15 protein-coding genes and 1 pseudogene are annotated in these 16,253 nt (G+C 72.6%); 2 read left to right on the top strand and 14 right to left on the bottom strand.

All coding sequences use genetic code 11. From position 1 onward, the window contains the following. Positions 1-105: 105 nt before the first annotated feature. The gene (locus ACTWP8_RS06215; RefSeq protein ID WP_443317939.1) at positions 106-318 is read right to left on the bottom strand and encodes a hypothetical protein; all 213 of its coding nucleotides are present in this window, start codon (positions 316-318) and stop codon (positions 106-108) included. 383 nt (positions 319-701) lie between these two features. Next, positions 702-983 carry an acylphosphatase gene (locus ACTWP8_RS06210; protein WP_443321119.1) on the bottom strand — a complete coding sequence of 94 codons (282 nt, stop codon included), beginning with the start codon at positions 981-983 and terminating at the stop codon, positions 702-704. A gap of 133 nt (positions 984-1,116) precedes the next feature. Between ACTWP8_RS06210 and ACTWP8_RS06205 the strand changes: the two genes are divergently transcribed. Next, the gene (locus tag ACTWP8_RS06205) at positions 1,117-1,977 is read left to right on the top strand and encodes a CAP domain-containing protein (protein WP_443321118.1); all 861 of its coding nucleotides are present in this window, start codon (positions 1,117-1,119) and stop codon (positions 1,975-1,977) included. 73 nt (positions 1,978-2,050) lie between these two features. Here ACTWP8_RS06205 and ACTWP8_RS06200 read toward each other — a convergent pair whose 3' ends face one another. The 11 genes from ACTWP8_RS06200 to ACTWP8_RS06150 all read right to left on the bottom strand — a co-directional run bounded on the left by ACTWP8_RS06200 (position 2,051) and on the right by ACTWP8_RS06150 (position 14,824). After that, positions 2,051-3,403, bottom strand: coding sequence for a glycosyltransferase family 87 protein (locus ACTWP8_RS06200; protein WP_443321117.1), 1,353 nt, complete (start codon positions 3,401-3,403; stop codon positions 2,051-2,053). A gap of 152 nt (positions 3,404-3,555) precedes the next feature. Then, a complete protein-coding gene (gene mutM / locus ACTWP8_RS06195) occupies positions 3,556-4,437 on the bottom strand; it encodes a bifunctional DNA-formamidopyrimidine glycosylase/DNA-(apurinic or apyrimidinic site) lyase (protein ID WP_443321116.1) in 882 nt (293 codons plus the stop codon). A 668-nt stretch (positions 4,438-5,105) separates the two neighbouring features. Beyond that, entirely contained in the window at positions 5,106-5,993 is an 888-nt protein-coding gene (gene rnc / locus ACTWP8_RS06190; RefSeq protein WP_443321115.1) for a ribonuclease III, read from the bottom strand. Between the two features lie 20 nt (positions 5,994-6,013). Next, on the bottom strand, positions 6,014-6,187 hold the full coding sequence (gene rpmF, locus ACTWP8_RS06185; protein WP_003951102.1) for a 50S ribosomal protein L32: 174 nt from the start codon (positions 6,185-6,187) through the stop codon (positions 6,014-6,016). Between the two features lie 2 nt (positions 6,188-6,189). After that, positions 6,190-6,819, bottom strand: coding sequence for a YceD family protein (locus ACTWP8_RS06180; RefSeq protein ID WP_443321209.1), 630 nt, complete (start codon positions 6,817-6,819; stop codon positions 6,190-6,192). 144 nt (positions 6,820-6,963) lie between these two features. Beyond that, positions 6,964-8,037: an ATP synthase F0 subunit B gene (locus ACTWP8_RS06175; RefSeq protein ID WP_443321208.1), complete on the bottom strand. Its 1,074-nt coding sequence runs from the start codon at positions 8,035-8,037 to the stop codon at positions 6,964-6,966. A 125-nt stretch (positions 8,038-8,162) separates the two neighbouring features. Further along, positions 8,163-8,678 (bottom strand): pantetheine-phosphate adenylyltransferase, encoded by a 516-nt coding sequence (gene coaD, locus ACTWP8_RS06170; RefSeq protein WP_443321114.1) that lies wholly within the window; start codon positions 8,676-8,678, stop codon positions 8,163-8,165. Then, on the bottom strand, positions 8,675-9,274 hold the full coding sequence (gene rsmD, locus ACTWP8_RS06165; RefSeq protein ID WP_443321113.1) for a 16S rRNA (guanine(966)-N(2))-methyltransferase RsmD: 600 nt from the start codon (positions 9,272-9,274) through the stop codon (positions 8,675-8,677). The genes coaD and rsmD overlap by 4 nt, the downstream gene beginning before the upstream one ends. A gap of 115 nt (positions 9,275-9,389) precedes the next feature. Further along, the gene (locus ACTWP8_RS06160) at positions 9,390-9,908 is read right to left on the bottom strand and encodes a hypothetical protein (protein ID WP_443321112.1); all 519 of its coding nucleotides are present in this window, start codon (positions 9,906-9,908) and stop codon (positions 9,390-9,392) included. A gap of 190 nt (positions 9,909-10,098) precedes the next feature. Further along, entirely contained in the window at positions 10,099-12,315 is a 2,217-nt protein-coding gene (gene recG, locus ACTWP8_RS06155; protein ID WP_443321111.1) for an ATP-dependent DNA helicase RecG, read from the bottom strand. 61 nt (positions 12,316-12,376) lie between these two features. Beyond that, positions 12,377-14,824, bottom strand: coding sequence for a DAK2 domain-containing protein (locus ACTWP8_RS06150; protein WP_443321110.1), 2,448 nt, complete (start codon positions 14,822-14,824; stop codon positions 12,377-12,379). A gap of 242 nt (positions 14,825-15,066) precedes the next feature. Between ACTWP8_RS06150 and rpmB the strand changes: the two are divergent. Further along, positions 15,067-15,177, top strand: a pseudogene (rpmB, locus tag ACTWP8_RS06145) (50S ribosomal protein L28); the annotation flags it as partial. A 273-nt stretch (positions 15,178-15,450) separates the two neighbouring features. On the opposite strand, the gene thiD reads toward rpmB, so the two are convergent. Next, positions 15,451-16,251 (bottom strand): bifunctional hydroxymethylpyrimidine kinase/phosphomethylpyrimidine kinase, encoded by an 801-nt coding sequence (gene thiD, locus ACTWP8_RS06140; RefSeq protein WP_443321109.1) that lies wholly within the window; start codon positions 16,249-16,251, stop codon positions 15,451-15,453. Positions 16,252-16,253 lie beyond the last annotated feature (2 nt).

Raw genomic sequence — 16,253 nt, 5'->3', positions numbered from 1 at the left:
AGACCGCTGGACGAGCTGGACAAGGAAGAAGGGACGCCGAGGCGTCCCTTGCAGATTCTCAAGCGGCTGACGTTGCAGCCCGACCGGCCGATCGTGATGGCTCGGTCAGGTGAGCGCAGGCTCCGCCTTGGGTACGTCGATATCGATGCTTTCGAGCAGCGAGTCGCCGTGGTGCGCGGCAGCCGTGAGCGCGTCGTTCTCGGCCTGGATCCGTACGAGCTCGGATTCGAGGTCCTGGACGCGCTGCTGCAGCCGTCGCATCTCGGCGAGGAGTCGCGGGTCGGAGCCGCCGACGTAACCGAGAAGCGCCTTTGCCATGATGGATGGTCCTCCACAATGAGTGACCGACCGAAGCGGTGTGGGTCGTGAGGGAATATCGCACCCGCGGTGTCTGCCATCACCGTCGTTCTCAATGTCAAACAGGTAGGGTGCGCGGGGATTCCAGCGTCTCACCAAAAGGTTTGACGGTCAACACGATCACACGCCGTAGAGCCGGGCGGCCCGGGGACACGCGGCGGCAGCGTGCGCGGCGCGGCTCTCTCCGGGGGGCCCGCGGGGGCGTGGAGATCATCCTTACGGCCGCAGCCTTCCATGGCGGCGCGTTCTTGGCAACCACCAGGTCATGGCTGCCACACGCACATGACAGGAGCACTTCGGAACCGTTGCGGAGGCCTTACGGGAGGGGCGGGGCGGGGCCCGGATCAGCGAATCTCGAAGCCGTCGTATCCGCCCCGCGGGATGTCCCAGATATCCGTTACACCGCTGACCTCCCCGGGCGTGTCACCGGTGCGCAGCCAGTCCAGCAACTTCTCGCATCGCTCCCGCGGTCCCTCGGCGACGACCTGCACCCGGCCGTCGTAGAGGTTCGATGCGAAGCCGGAGAGTCCGCCGATCTCCAGGGCCTCCGCACGGGTGAACCAGCGGAAGCCGACGCCCTGGACGCGGCCACGGACCCACGCCGTTAGCCGGACATCTATGTTCATGTCTGCACGCTAACCGGCCAATTGCTCAGTGAGCACTCCAACCCCACGCGTCATGCCGTACAGTCACGCCACAACGAAATCTCACTCGGACGAGTGAAGGTGTTGGCTCCCACGCATGTGGAGGAAGGCAGCTATGGGCCGCCACCGACGCACTGCCCCCACTCCCCTGCCCAGGACCGGCGCGGGCCGGCACCGGGGTGCGCGCCGCGGCTACGCTCCCGTGCGGACCGGTCTCCTCGGCGCGTCCGCCGCCATGGCGATGGGCGCCGTCGCCATGGCCTCCGGGCTGGTGCCCGGCGGCAGCGAGTACACGGTCGGCAGTGGCAGCGACCCGGGCAGCCGGGTACCGACCGGTGACCTGCCGGACCTCGAGCCGCAGGGCACCCCGTCCTCCACCCCGGCGGGCCGCGGCTCGACACCGTCGGACCGCGGCTCGGCCGCCTCGCACTCCCCCACCGCGATCCCCTCCCAGACCCGCAGCCCGGAGAAGCCCTCCGCGCCCCCGTCGCAGCGGCCGTCCAAGCCCGCGGACCGCAGCAAGGCGCCGCGCCCGTCCCGTACGGCCACGCCCCCGCCGAAGAAGCCGAGGCCCCCCGCACCCGAGGTGCCGAGCACCGAGAAGGCCGCCGAGGCCCAGGTGCTGAGCCTGGTCAACAAGGAGCGGAAGCAGGCGGGCTGCCGCCCGGTGGCCGCGGATCCGGAACTCGCCGATCTGGCCGGGGCCTTCAGCGAGGACATGGCGGATCGCGGCTTCTTCGACCACACCGACCCGGACGGCGAGAACCCGTGGGACCGGGCGGGCGTCCTCGGCATCATCGGCCTGGGCGGCGAGAACATCGCGCGCGGCCAGCAGGACCCGCGGGCCGTGATGGACGCCTGGATGGAGAGCCCGGGACACCGCGCCAACATCCTCAACTGCGATTACAAGAAGCTGGGTGTCGGTGCGGTGTTCGGCGACGGCGGCCCTTGGTGGACGCAGGACTTCGGCTTCTGAGCCGCCGGCCTTCCGAGCTTTTGCGCCGACGGCCTTCTGGGCCTCTGGACCGGCGGCTTCCGGGTCGGCGGCGCTATGACACGCGGCCCGTGGAGCGCGGGCGGCGCGGTACGGTCGCCCGCCACAGCCGGGCGCAGGAGAGCAGCGTCGCCGCGAGCAGCAGGGCGTTCCGCAGCACCACCACCGCGACGCCCTGCCAGGAACTGCCCACCACCGCACCGAAGAACAGCGGATAGTCGACGGTGGTCACCGCGGCCGCCAGGAGCAGCAGCACAGCGGCCGGCCGCTGCGTGGTCCGTCCCACCGTGAGGCACACGGCGGCGAGACCGAACAGCCAGATCAGGTACTGCGGGCTGATGACCCGGCTGGTCGCCGTGAAGAGCAGTACGGCCGCGAGCGCCGCGTCGTACGGCGTGGCCTCGGTCCAGCGGCGGGCCCGCACCCGCCACAGCACCAGCCACGCGAAGGCCGCGGCGGTGAGCAGCAGCGAGGCCAGCGCCACTGAGGAGACGTACGGACCGATGAACTCGAACGAGCCGTACTGGTGCCGCACCTGTCCCGGCCAGCCGAACAGCCGCGCCGCATGCAGCGCCGTACCGCCCAGCGACTCGATCTCAACGCCCCGCTCCTGCTGTGCGAAGAGGAAGTCGAACGCGCCCCGGAAGGCGGTCCCGAGCAGCAGGAGCAGAAGCCCCGCGGATGCGGCGAGCGCGAGCCAGGAGTCCCGGGTCGTCCGGCCGCGCGGGGTGCCCAGCAGGGTCAGCACCGGCCACACCTTGATCACCGCGGCGAGCCCGGCGAGCGTCCCGCCGAGCCGGGGGCCGGCGGGGAGCGCGAGCAGCGCGATGACGGTGAGGCCGGTGACCAGCACGTCGTAGCGGGCGAGAGGCAGGCTCAGCAGCAGCGGCAGGCCGACCGCCCACAGCCATGCGCCCGCCAGGCTGCGCCCGCGGCGGCGGTGCACGGCCGCGGTCAGCGCGAGCAGCACCGCGGCGTCGGAGGCCAGCATGAGCAGCACGAAGCCCTGCAGATAGCTGACGGCGGGCACCAGGCCCGGCGCGACCATGACGAGGGCGGCGCCGGGCGGGTACTGCCAGCTGACGTCGCCGACGGGGAAGGAGCCGCCCCTGAGCTGCGCGTCCCACCGGTGGTAGAGCACGTGGACCTCGCGCGCGATGTCGTCGTGGCCCTGGCGGAGCAGCGCGAGCATCAGCAGCCGGGAGGCGCCCCAGTACGCGGCGAGGACGAGCCATTCGCGCGGCCAGGTGTGCGGCCGGTACCAGCGGAGGCGGTTGCCGGGGGCGGCGGGGGCGGGGGCCGGGCTCTCCGTATGCGCCGGGCTCTCCGTACGCGCGGCCGGCGGGGCGGCGCCGAGCGCTGAACTGGGCTTATCCAGGCCGACCGCCGTGGGCGCGTCCGTCACCATCGCCTCCGCATATACCGATGAGGAATCTTGAGGAATCCCTGAACCGAAGTGGGACAAACCTCATTGAATATAGGCAATTAGTGACCTCGGGTGGCTCACCCGCGCCGGGCCGGGGTCGGTCCGGGATCTGTGTGGAGCTGCCCGGGACGCGCTCAGCGGGGCGCGAGGGTTCTGCGTGCCGGACGGCGCTGGCAGCGGGGGCAGTAGTAGCTGGACCGGTTCATCCAGGGGCGGCGCCGGATCGGGGTGCCGCAGCGGCGGCACGGCTCGTCCTCGCGGCCGTACGCGTCCAGGGAGCGGTCGAAGTAGCCGGATTCGCCGTTCACGTTGACGTAGAGGCTGTCGAAGCTGGTGCCGCCGACGGCGAGGGCGGCGTTCAGCACATCCCTTACGTGGCCCAGGAGTTCTGCGCTCCGCGGCCGGGTCATGGTGGCCGTCGGCCGGTCGTAGTGCAGCTTCGACCGCCACAACGCCTCGTCGGCGTAGATGTTGCCGACCCCGCTGACGAGGGCCTGGTCGAGCAGCGCGCGCTTGATCGTCGTACGGCGGCGGCGCAGCGCGGCATGGAAGGCGGGCTCGTCGAATGCGGGGTCCAGCGGGTCGCGCGCGATGTGCGCGATGGCGTCCGGGAGGCCGTCGGCCTGCCCCGGCACCTGGGGGTGCAGCGAGAGGCCGCCGAAGGTGCGCTGGTCGACGAAGCGGAGCTCGGTCCGGGCGTCGTCCGCGAAGCGGATGCGGATGCGGAGGTGGGACTCGTCGGGGGCGGTCTCGGGCTGGAGAAGCAGTTGGCCGCTCATGCCGAGGTGGCCGAGTACGGAGGTGCCGGTGCCCTCGACGGGCAGCCAGAGGTACTTGCCGCGGCGCTGGGCCGGGCCGAAGGTGGCGCCGGCGAGCCGGTCGGCGAAGTCGGCCGCCCCGGCAAGGTGGCGGCGTATCGCGCGGGAGTGCCGGACTTCGACGGCGGCGATGGTGCGGCCGGAGACCCAGCGGTCCAGGCCGCGGCGGACCACCTCGACTTCGGGCAGCTCTGGCACGGGGTCTCCTCCGGAGGGGGTTGCTGATACGACGGGGGTGCGCCCCCGTCGTTCTGCGGCCGGGCCGCGGGGCCGCTGCTCGGCGCTCCGCGCCGGTATTTTCCCACCTGCCCGCCCCCTTTTGGGCAGGTGGGTGGGCAGGAAGGGAAGGCTGGGGCTCCGCCCCGGACCCGAGGGCCCTGCTCACAGGACGAGGCTCCACCGGCGGAGCCGTAGGCCCGCCTCAACCCGGAACTGGGCTCCACTCCCAGACCCGAAGGCCACCGCACGGCCCTGCCCAGGGGGCGAGAGTCCCCACAACAGCCGGAGGACCGTCCCCCTCCCGGAAACGGGACTCCGCCCCGAACCCCAGGGCCAGGGCCCTCCGGACAAGAGGACGAGCCGGGCTCCACACCGAACCCCGAGGGACAGGGACACAGCCCTACCCGAAACCGGAGCTGCCGCCCGAATACGGGGAGCCGGGACGCGGCGCCTGCTTGTGGAACCCGGGTCTCCCCTTGCCCAACCCGGAACCCCGGCCCCGCGGGCGCCAGGGGCACCGCCCTGGCTGCGGGATGGGGAGCTGAGCTCGCGCCCAGGACCCCAGGGGTCCAGGGGGCGTAGCCCCCTGGGGTCGGGGAGGGGTTAGGGGAGAAGCCCGCCGCTGGTGACTGATCCGCTGGGAGTGGCTAGTGAGCCGAGCGGTCGGCGCCCGCGGGGCGGGCGCCTTCCGCGGCGTCGCGCGGGGCGGAAGGCGTCCCGTTGCCGGACTTGCCATCCGCCTTCGCGGCGTCGCGAGCGGCGGGGGGCGTGCCGTTGCCGGATGCGCCTTCCGCATTCGCGGCAGCCGCATCCGCGGCCTCGCGGATCGCGCGCCACGCGGTCTCCGCCGCCTGCTGCTCGGCTTCCTTCTTGCTGCGGCCGGTGCCGGTGCCGTACGCGACACCACCGACGCGGGCAGCAGCCGTGAAGGTCTTCTCGTGGTCGGGCCCGGTCTCGGTGACCAGGTACTCGGGAACCCCGAGCCCCTCCGTCGCGGTCAGCTCCTGGAGGCTGGTCTTCCAGTCCAGGCCCGCACCGAGGTTCGAGGACCGCTCGATCAGCGGGTCGAAGAGCCGGTGCACCAGCTCAGCGGCCGCGTCGAGACCCTTGTCCAGGTAGACCGCGCCGATCACCGCTTCGAGGGTGTCGGCCAGGATCGATGCCTTGTCCCGGCCCCCGGTGCCCTCTTCGCCCCGGCCGAGCCGGATGAAGGAGCCCAGGTCGAGGCCGCGGCCGACGTCCGCCAGCGCGCGCGAGTTGACCACCGCGGCCCGCAGCTTGGCCAGCTGGCCTTCGGGCAGGTCGGGGTGGACGCGGTACAGCGTGTCGGTGACCACCAGGCCGAGCACGGAGTCACCGAGGAACTCCAGGCGCTCGTTGGTGGGCAGCCCGCCGTTCTCGTACGCGTAGGACCGGTGAGTCAGCGCACGCACCAGAAGGGCGGACTCGAGCTGGTACCCGAGCCGCCCTTCCAGGAGCGTGTGGGACGAGGCCGTGTCCGCCTGAGCCTTTTTCGGCTTGTTGGCGTCTGACATGGAGCCGTATCCCCTGCCGATCAGACCTCGAGGACCTGACGCTTGTTGTAGGTGCCGCAGCTTGGGCACGCGATGTGCTGCTGCTTCGGCTCGTGGCAGCGCTCGCACGCCACCAGGGTGGGGACCGCAGCCTTCCACTGCGACCGGCGGTGACGCGTGTTGCTGCGCGACATCTTCCGCTTGGGAACGGCCACGGCTACTTCTCCTGCTTCTCGTCGACGCCCGCTTCGGCGCCGCTCATGTCGTCCTTCTCGCCGCCCGTGAGTGAATCGGCGAGTCCCTGCAGTGCCGCCCAACGGGTGTCGACGGCGTCGTGGTGGTGGTCCGGGTCGTCCGCGAGCCGCGCCCCGCACTCGGGGCACAGTCCGGGGCAGTCCTCCCGGCACACCGGCTGCAGCGGCAGTGCGAGCACCACCGCGTCGCGCAGCACGGGCTCGAGGTCGAACATGCCGTCCTCGAGGAAGAGCAAGTCCTCGTCCTCGGCGTCGTCGCCGGACTCCGCTTCGCGGCTCCGGTCATCGGCGTCGGGGTAGGAGAACATCTCCTGGAAGTCCGCTTCGAGCACTCGCTCCAGCGGCTCCAGACACCTTACGCACTCCCCTGTCAGCGGTGCACGGGCGGTGCCCGTGACGAGCACCCCTTCCATGACCGACTCCAGGCGGAGGTCGAGCTCCACGGTCGCGTCGCCGGGCACCCCGATGACCTCGATGCCGAGGTCCGCGGGAGCATCGACGGAGCGGGCCAGCCGCTGGAGCGCACCAGGCCGCCGACCCAGCTCGTGTGTGTCGAACACGAGGGGGTTGCGGTGGTCGAGGCGGGCGTTCAGGGCTTCCTGCTTTCTACGCTGCGGTACTGGCTGCCGCACACCTCGCGGTGTTGTGGGCAGCCGAGATCACGGACGTACGCGCGACCGAAGAAACAGGATACTGGACGGGCCGCCGGAGACCCAATCCGCGCCTGCCGTGAGCGGTCAGCGGCCCTGCTCGTACTGCCGCAGCTGGTCGAGGTCGATCATGCTGGTGTCGAACAGGCTCGTCTCGTCCAGCGCCGCCGCGGGGGGCTGGTGCTGCTCTGGCTGCTGTTGGTGCTGCTGTTGCTGCTGGTGGCCGTAGCCCGCGTTGGGGTCGTACGGCTGCTGGTACGCGTACGCGTCCTGCTGCTGGTAGCCGTAGGCGTCCTGCTGCGCGTAGGTCTGCTGCTGGTAGCCGTACGGGTCCTGCTGGTAGGCCGCGGCGGTCGCGTAGTAGTCCTGCTGAGGCTGGAGCTCGGGCTGCGCCTGCGGCTGGGTTTGGGGTTGCTGGGGCTGATGCGGCTGCTCCTGGGAGTCGGCCAGACCGGCCAGGTACTCGGCGTCGCTCGTCTGCGGGGAGTGCGCCATGCCGTCCTGGGCGGCCAGGTGCGCGCCCAGCTCGTCCGTGGCGTGCCGGCCGTGCAGCTTCTGCCGCCCGCGACCGACCGCATCCAGGGTCTTGGCGAGTACGGCCTCGAAGGCGCCGAGCTTGGTGTCCACGTACGCGTCGGCGCGCTCGCGGAGGGTGGCGGGGTCGGTGCTGTGCTCGGGCGCGTCCTCGTCCGCGTAGCCGTGCTCGTCCAGGCCGGGGCCGCGGCCGAGCAGTTTCTCGCGGCCGCGGTCGACGGAGCCGAGGGTCTTGGTGAGGACCACTTCGAAGTTGGCGAGCTTGCTGTCGACGTAGTCGTCGGCCTCGGCGCGGATCTCCTCGGCCTCGCGGCGGGCCTCGGCGAGGATGCGGTCGGCCTCCTCCTGGGATCTGCGGGCCACTTCGGTGCCGGAGACCAGCGAGCCGCGCTCGGCGTGCGCGGACTGGATGATCCGCTCGGCCTCGGCGCGGGCCTCCTCGACCATCCGGTCGCGGCCGCCGAGCAGCTCCTGTGCCTGGGCGAGGGAGCCGGGGAGGGCGGCGCGGACCTCTTCGAGCATGGCGAGCAGCTCGGCGCGGTTGACCACGCACGAGGCCGACATGGGCATGGACCGGGCGCTGCCGACGGTCCCGACGATCTCGTCGAGCTTCTTCTGCACGTCCACCTTGGCGCTCGCCACTCTCTACCGGGATGGGTCGGGTCGTGACGACTGTACGACTTCGGGGCACCTTGCCGACACCTGCTGACGGGCTGTCAGATCGACGGTGCCGGGCGGGGTGGCGCCCGCGGTCACGCGTCGCGCTCGCCGAACCGCTTTTTCAGCGCCTCCAGGACCAGCGGCGGGACGAGGTGGGAGACGTCGCCGCCCCAGGCCGCGACCTCCTTGACCAGGCTGGAGGAGAGGAAGCTGTAGGTGGGGTTGGTGGGGACGAAGAGGGTCTCGACGCCGGAGAGGCCGTTGTTCATCTGGGCCATCTGCAGCTCGTAGTCGAAGTCACTGACGGCGCGCAGGCCCTTGACGATGGCCGGGATGTCGCGCTGCTTGCAGAAGTCGACCAGGAGGCCGTGGAAGGCCTCGACCTTGACATTGCCGTACTCGGCGGTGACCTGGCGGAGGAGATCTATCCGCTCCTCGACGGTGAACAGGCCCTGCTTCGACTTGTTGATCATCACGGCTACGTACACCTCGTCGTACAGCTTCGAGGCGCGGCCGATGATGTCGAGGTGTCCATTGGTGACGGGGTCGAAGGACCCCGGACAGACGGCGCGGCGCAACAGTGGTTCCTCGCTCTCCGGTCCGGTCATGACACGCGGGTGGGTGGTGCTGTGGTGCGCGTCGAGGCGGCGCGACCGTACCAAAGCGTGCCCTCGCCGTAGCGACGGGCGCGCAGGCCCTCGAATCCGGCCGGCCACCGGAATTCCCCGCCTCTGGTGCTGCGCTCCACGGTGGCGAGTGCATCACCCGCGAGCCACCCTTCCGTGCGGAGTGTGAGGAGGATCTCGCGGAGATCGTCGTCGGTGACCGCGTACGGGGGGTCGAGGAACACCACGTCGTACGGGGCCTCGGGGGCCGGTCCCGAGAGGAGCTGCTCGGCCTTGCCGGCACGGACCTCGGCGCCCGGCAGGCCGATCACGCGGACGTTCTCCCGTATGACCCGGGCGGCCCGGGTGTCGGCCTCGACCAGCAGCACATGCGCGGCGCCGCGGGAGAGCGCCTCCAGGCCGACGGCGCCGGAGCCGCCGTACAGGTCCAGGACCCGGGTGCCGTGCAGGGTGCCGAGCAGGGACTCCCAGGTGGAGAACAGGCCCTCGCGCGCCCGGTCGGAGGTGGGACGGGTGCCGGTGCCCGGCGGTACGGCCAGGCGGCGTCCGCCGGCGGCTCCGGCGATCACGCGGGTCATGGGGTGTCCGGTCCTTCTTCGTGCCTTCTTCGTGGGCGGGGCAGCGGCCCCGCACGGCCGCTGCCCCTCCACGATATGGCGTCGGGCCCCGGCCGGACGCCTCCGGCCGTTTCCGTCAGTCCTGTGCCGGATCCTCGGCCCCGCCGACGAGCGCGGGCGAGGCGTACCGCGACCAGGACAGACAGCCGTCGGGCGGGCAGTACTCGGGGCGGCGCGGGTCGTGGCCGAGCTCGCGGAGCTTCGTACGCACCGAGTCGGGGGTACGGCCGAAGCGGGCGGCTATCCGGGCGATCGTCTCGCCGTCGTGGAAACGGCGGGTGAGGTCCTCCTCGTGCTTGGGCACCCAGGGCGCGCCATGGCCGGGGAACAGCTCGCGCAGGACGTCCCGGTCGGGGATCGGCTCGGCGACGTCGGCGACGAGAGCGAGGGCGCGCAGGGCCCGGTTGAGCGCGATGCGGAGAGGCGGAACCTCGGTGAGCGGCACGGTGAGCGCGCCGGAGGCGAGCAGGATCTCCGGGGCGTCCTCGTGCCAGCCGGTCAGGGTGATGGTGACGGTGGAGTCGTCGTCGCTCGCCAGCTCGATCCGGAAGATCTTGTCGCCGAGCGGCAGTTCGTTGAGATGCCGGAATGCCATGAGTTGAGCCCCCTGTCGTCCACGGTCAGCCGATCACCGGTCGGATCGGTCGGACTCGCTCCATTCTCCCAAGGGGGGCTGACAACCGGCCCAGCGGCCAAGGGGAGTTGGGGCGCATGCCGCCGTCGCGCGGGGCGCATGCCGCTGTCGCGGGGGGGGGCATGCCGCTCCCGTCGCTTCGCCGCGGGCGTCAGCCCTTGTCCAGGAACTGTTCGCGCTCGGCGTCCAGCAGGGCGTCCAATGCCGTGCGCAGTTCCGGAAGTCCGGTCAGCTCAGGGTCCGCGGAGACGATCGCCACGGCCTCCTCGCGGGCCGCCGCGATCACCTCCTCGTCCTCGATGACGGCGAGCATCCGCAGGGAGGAGCGGACGCCCGACTGCGCCTGTCCCAGCACGTCCCCCTCGCGCCGCTGCTCCAGGTCGATCCGGGACAGCTCGAAGCCGTCGAGGGTGGCGGCCACGGCGGCCAGCCGGGCCCGCGCCGGGCTCGCCTCGGGCATGTCGCTGACCAGCAGGCACAGTCCGGGGGCCGTGCCGCGGCCGACCCGGCCGCGCAGCTGGTGCAGCTGCGAGACGCCGAACCGGTCCGCGTCCATGATCACCATCATTGTGGCATTCGGCACGTTCACCCCCACCTCGATGACCGTGGTCGCGACGAGGACGTCCACCTCCCCCGCGGCGAACCGGCGCATCACGTCGTCCTTGGCGTCGGGCTGCATCCTGCCGTGCAGGATCTCCACCCGCAGGCCGCCGAGCGGCCCCTTCGTCAGTTGCTCCGCGACCTCCAGCACGGCCAGCGGCGGCCGCCGTTCCGCTTCGTCCTCAGGCGACTTCCGCGCCTTCGCCGCCTTGTCGTCCTCCTCGTCGCCGATACGCGGGCACACCACGTACGCCTGGTGCCCGCCCTCGACCTCCTCGCGCACCCGCTCCCACGCGCGCGTGAGGAAGTGCGGTTTGTCCTGGGCCGGTACGACATGGCTGGCGATCGGCGACCGCCCGGCCGGCAGCTCGTCGAGGACGGAGGTCTCCAGGTCGCCGAAGACGGTCATCGCGACGGTGCGCGGGATCGGGGTCGCGGTCATCACCAGCAGGTGCGGGGGCTGCTTGCCCTTGGAGCGCAGCGCGTCCCGCTGCTCCACACCGAAGCGGTGCTGCTCGTCGACCACGACCAGACCCAGGTCGTGGAACTGGACCTTGTCCTCGATCAGCGCATGCGTACCGATGACGATTCCGGCCTCGCCGGTGACCAGGTCGAGCAGCGCCTGGCGGCGGGCCGCGACGCCCATCGAACCGGTCAGCAGCACCACCTTGGTGGCCTGTTCCGCTCCGCCCAGCATGCCTCCCTCGGCGAGCTCGCCCATCATCTCGACGATGGAGCGGTGGTGCTGCTGGGCGAGCACTTCGGTCGGCGCGAGCATCGCGGCCTGCCCGCCCGCGTCCACGACGCCGAGCATCGCGCGCAGGGCGACCATGGTCTTGCCGGAGCCCACCTCGCCCTGGAGGAGCCGGTGCATGGGGTGTTCGGTGGCGAGGTCGCCGAAGATCTCCTGCGAGACCTTCCGCTGGCCCTCGGTGAGGGTGAACGGCAGCTTGCCGTCGAAGGCGTCGAGCAGCCCGCCCTCGCGCGGCAGGCGCGGTACGGCGGGCAGCTTCGCGTCCGCGAACCGGCGGCGGGCCAGGGCGACCTGGAGCACGAACGCCTCATCCCACTTGAGGCGGTCACGGGCCTCGGCGATGTCGGCCTTGGTGCGCGGCCGGTGGACCTTGCGGAACGCCTCGGGGAGGGCCGCAAGGCCGCGGCTCTCCCGCAGCCCGGCGGGCAGCGGGTCGGCGAGGTCCCGCCAGCCGTCGGCCTCGAAGGTGTCCAGGAGCGCGTCCACCGACTTGGCGATCTTCCAGGACGGGAGCTGCTTGCAGGCGGGATAGAGCGGCAGCAGCCGGCCCGCGAACGCGTCCACCGCCTCGGCCGCGTCGGCGCCCCCGGCGCGGTCCAGCAGCTCGTAGTCGGGGTGGGCGAGCTGGCGCACGCGGTTGAAGACGGAGACCTTGCCCGCGAACATGCCGCGCCGGCCCGGCAGCAGCTCCCGCTCGTGGTGGTGCGCGGCACGGCCGAAGAAGACCAGCGTGAGCGAGCCGCTGCCGTCGGTGACCACGACCTCGAGCCGGACGCCCTTGCCGCGGTTGAAGGTCTTCTTCGCCGCCTTGGCGACCTGCGCGACGACCGTCACGTGCTCGTCGAGGGGGAGGTCGGCGAGCCGGGTCAGCTCGCCGCGCTCGGCATACCGCCGCGGGTAGTGGTGGAGGAGGTCGCCCACCGTGTGCAGGCCGAGCTGGTCGGCCATCACCTTCGCGGTGTTGCCGCCGACCGTCTTCTTCAGGGATTCATCCAGCGCGGGCACGTTGTCCATTGCACACCATCGGTGTGACAGAACGGGCCCTGCGGCGTGCCCGCGCGGCTCGGCCGCCGCCTCACTCCACGCCCATGAGCAGCGGTACGGACGGCTGGCCGCCCCGGTAGACCACGGTGTCGACGGCGAGATGAGCGTCCCGTACGTGCGCCTCGAGCCGCTCCCCGAGGTCGTCGGGGATCCCCGAGCCGAGCACCAGCGTGACCAGCTCGCCTCCCGCGGCGAGCATCCGGTCGAGCACGGTCGTGGCGGTTCCGAACAGGTCGGCGCCGATCACGGCGACGTCCCCGTCGATCAGGCCGAGGACGTCCCCGGCCTCGCAGACTCCGGCCGTGGTCCACGACTGCCGCTCGGCGACGGCGAGTTCGCCGTACCGGGTGGCGCCGGCCGCGGAGGTCATGGCGACGACGTCCTCGTCGAAGCGGCGGTCCGGCTCGTGCACGGCGAGCGCGGCGATGCCCTGGACGCTGGAGCGGGTCGGGATGAGCGCGACCCGTACGCCCTCGGCGCGCGCCTGCTCGACGGCCGCGGCGGCGGTGTGCCGCAGGGCCGGGTCGTTGGGCAGCAGCACGACCTCGCGCGCGTGGGCCCGGCGGATGGCCTCCACGAGCTCTCCGCTGGCGGGCGGCTCCCCGGGGCGCGCGGTGACCACGGTCGCGCCGGCCTCCCGGCACAGCCCGGCGAGCCCTTCGCCGGGTACGACGGCCACGACGGCGCGCTGCACGCGCTCGTGCTCCTCGCGCGGGGCGCCGGAGGCTCCCGGTGGGCCCGGTGCGCTCTCCGGGGCCATGGCGGCCGCGCCGAAGTGGGTGATCCGGATCCGGTACGGACGCCCGGCGTCGACTCCGGCCTCGACGGCCGCACCCGCGTCGTCCACGTGCACATGCACATTCCACAGTCCGTCGCCGCCGACGACGACGAGCGAGTCCCCGAGCACGTCGAGCCGCTCCCGCAGTCCGGCGACCGCGTCGTCGGACGCCTCCAGCAGGTAGATCACCTCGTAGGCGGGCCCGGGGCGGGCCCCCTCGCCGGGGTGGCCGGAGACGGCGCCGGGTGCCTCGTCCGGGCGGCCCTGGGGAACGGAGGCGGCGGCGTCCGCACCCACGGCGGGCGGCGCGCAGGCCGAGCCCGCCGGGGCCTGCTCCTCGGGCGCCGCGGGCCACAGGCTCGTTCCCTCGCCCGGACGGCCGGAGGCGGCGTCGGTGTCATGGACGACGGGCCGGCGGGCGTCGCCCGTCCCGCTGGACGCGGCGGCCGAGCAACCCTCGGAAGATGCGGCCTCCGCTCCGGCGGAACCTCCACCGGGGACGCCGAAGGCAGCGTCGGGCCCCTTGCCGGGGGGACCGGTGACCTGTTCGCCGTCGAGGAGGGCGGGCGCTGCGACGGCCGAAGCGGACTCCTCCGCCGAGCCTCCGTCCGCGAGACCGGAGACGGGGGACCGGGCGGACGCGGCGTCCGGTCGGGTGCCCGGCTCGCGGGCAGCGGCGCCGACTGCCCCGCGGGCTGTCGGCCCGGTGGGGCCCGGCAGCCCGGCCGCGGCGTCGGCGCTCCCCGAGGCGGCGTCGGCGCGCCCCCGGCCCGCGGCCTCGGCACGCCCCGGGCCAGCAGCTTCGGCACGCCTCGGGGCCGGGGCCGCGGCTGTGGCGTGGCGGTCGCCCGCCGGGGCAGCTGCCGTGTCCCCGCATCTCGATGACGCCTCGGCGCTTCCGGCCCCGGCAGGCAGCCGACTGCCCGCCGCCGTGGGATGGCGGGAGGCGGTTCCCCCGTACGGGGCCGGGACCGCTCCGATGGGGCCCATCGCCGTTTCGCCCGTCACGGCCTCGACCAGGGAGCCCAGGACGGTGACGAGGCCGCAGCCGCCCGCGTCGACCACCCCGGCACTGGCCAGGACGTCGAGCTGCGCGGGGGTCGCGTCAAGGGCGGCACACGCCCCCTCGTACGCAGCGCGGGCCACGTCCGCCGCACCGCCCACCGCGCGCTCGCCCGCATCGGCCGCGGCGCCCGCCACCGTGAGGACCGTGCCCTCGACCGGGTGCGCGACGGCCTCGTAGGCGGACTCTGCGGCCCGGCGCAGCGCCCGACGCAGCAGTTCCGCGTCCACGGCGGACGAAGCGGACCGAGCGGTGGACGGAGCGGATACGGCGGACCGAGCCGAGGGGGCGCCGCCCTCGGACGCGGCCGCGGCCAGCACCTCCGCCATGCCGCGCAGCAGTTGCGCGAGGATCGTGCCGGAGTTGCCGCGCGCACCGATCAGCGCGCCGTGGGCCATGGCGCGTACGGCGTCGGGGAGCGCGGGGCCTTCCTCGTCGGCCACCGCCGCATGGGCCGCGAAGACGGCGTCGACGGCCTGCGCCGCCGACTCGAGCGTGAGATAGAGATTTGTGCCCGTGTCCCCGTCCGCGACCGGATAGACGTTGATCGCGTCGATTCCCTCACGGGCCTGGCCCAGAGCCTCGAGGGCCAGCCCGCACCACGTACGTACCGTGGTGGCGTCGAGGGTGTGCGGCACCTGCGTCCTCCTCGGACCGGGGCGGAGGGAATTGCTCCGCAGGGTAGCCGCGGGGCCGGGGCCTGCCAGGGGCGGGGGGCCCGGCCGACCATGGTAGTTTCGTTGTACGGAAGCGGTCGTTGTATGCTGCTCCGGTTGCCCGATGAGAATCGGGCATTTCCCACCTGGCACTGCCGGTCAGCGACTGATCTCGGCGACGCCGGATTTCACTGTAAGTGCATCTGAAGTCTTTGGAGTGACCCGTGGCTGCCAACTGCGACGTCTGCGGCAAGGGGCCGGGCTTCGGCAACAACATTTCGCACTCGCACCGCCGTACTCGCCGTCGTTGGAACCCCAACATCCAGACGGTGCGCGCTGTGGTCGGGCGGACGCCGAAGCGGCTCAACGTCTGCACCTCGTGCATCAAGGCGGGCAAGGTCTCGCGCTGACGTTTCCGTCGTAGCGCAGCCCTCGCCGGTTGCCTGAGCCGGTCCACCTCGCGGTGGACCGGCTTTTTGTGTTGGGGTCCGTCCGATTTCCGGTTTCGTGGTCGGGTGCGGGCCGGTGGTCGCGTCGTGCCCACCCTCCCCCAGAGCTTCGCCTGGGGGTGCCCCCAGCCCCGCGGAACGACTGCCCACAACGCGCGCTCAGCGCCGGCGCCAGCCGTGGTCCACGGGGCCGATACCCCTTCCCAGCGGGAAGCCCGCCGCTATCGCGCCCGTCACGTACTCCTTCGCCGCGGTCACCGCCTCCGGCACCGACTGCCCCTTCGCCAGCTGCGCCGCGATCGCGCTCGCGAGCGTGCAGCCGGTGCCGTGCGTGTGCCGGTTGTCGAGCCGGCCGGCCCTGAGCCAGTGCTCCTCCGCGCCGTCCGTCAGCAGATCCACGGCGTCGCCGTCCAGGTGCCCGCCCTTGATCAGGGCCCAGCGCGGGCCGAATTCGAGCACCGCTTCCGCCGCCCTGCGCAGATCCTCCTCCGCCGACACCCGCACACCGGTGAGTTGTGCCACCTCGTCCGTGTTCGGGGTGGCGACCGTCGCGCGCGGCAGCAGTTTCGTGCGGACCGAATCAAGCGCCGAGGCGGCGAGCAGCGGATCGCCGTGCTTGGAGACGCTCACCGGGTCGACGACGACCGGCGCTTGGACGCCCGCCAGCAACTCCGCGACCGTGTCCACCAGCTCCGCCGTGGCGAGCATGCCGGTCTTCACGGCCTCTGCGCCGATGTCGTCGACGACGCTGCGGAACTGCGCTCGTACGGCATCGGCGGGCAGTTCCCACGCGCCCTGAACGCCCTGCGAGTTCTGGGCCGTGACCGCCGTGAGCACGCTCATGCCGTGCACGCCGAGCGCCAGCATCGTCTTGAGGTCGGCCTGAATGCCCGCGCCCCCGCCGGAGTCGGATCCGGCGACGGTCAGCACGCGGGGCGGCACCCGTGGATGGTTCTGCATAC

It is taken from the genome of Streptomyces sp. 7N604 (genome assembly GCF_052245475.1).
In the GTDB taxonomy this organism is placed as follows: Bacteria; Actinomycetota; Actinomycetes; order Streptomycetales; family Streptomycetaceae; genus Streptomyces.
Note: the sequence above shows the minus strand (reverse complement) of the source record. Positions and strands in the feature narration are given on the sequence as shown.

Excerpts from the sequence above, each read along its gene's own strand:
- ACTWP8_RS06215 (WP_443317939.1), bottom strand. The coding sequence starts at position 318 with ATGGCAAAGGCGCTTCTCGGTTACGTCGGCGGCTCCGACCCGCGACTC.
- ACTWP8_RS06210 (WP_443321119.1), bottom strand. The coding sequence starts at position 983 with ATGAACATAGATGTCCGGCTAACGGCGTGGGTCCGTGGCCGCGTCCAG.
- ACTWP8_RS06205 (WP_443321118.1), top strand. The coding sequence starts at position 1,117 with ATGGGCCGCCACCGACGCACTGCCCCCACTCCCCTGCCCAGGACCGGC.
- ACTWP8_RS06200 (WP_443321117.1), bottom strand. The coding sequence starts at position 3,403 with ATGGTGACGGACGCGCCCACGGCGGTCGGCCTGGATAAGCCCAGTTCA.
- rnc (WP_443321115.1), bottom strand. The coding sequence starts at position 5,993 with ATGTCAGACGCCAACAAGCCGAAAAAGGCTCAGGCGGACACGGCCTCG.
- coaD (WP_443321114.1), bottom strand. The coding sequence starts at position 8,678 with ATGACCGGACCGGAGAGCGAGGAACCACTGTTGCGCCGCGCCGTCTGT.
- rsmD (WP_443321113.1), bottom strand. The coding sequence starts at position 9,274 with ATGACCCGCGTGATCGCCGGAGCCGCCGGCGGACGCCGCCTGGCCGTA.
- ACTWP8_RS06160 (WP_443321112.1), bottom strand. The coding sequence starts at position 9,908 with ATGGCATTCCGGCATCTCAACGAACTGCCGCTCGGCGACAAGATCTTC.
- recG (WP_443321111.1), bottom strand. The coding sequence starts at position 12,315 with ATGGACAACGTGCCCGCGCTGGATGAATCCCTGAAGAAGACGGTCGGC.
- thiD (WP_443321109.1), bottom strand. The coding sequence starts at position 16,251 with ATGCAGAACCATCCACGGGTGCCGCCCCGCGTGCTGACCGTCGCCGGA.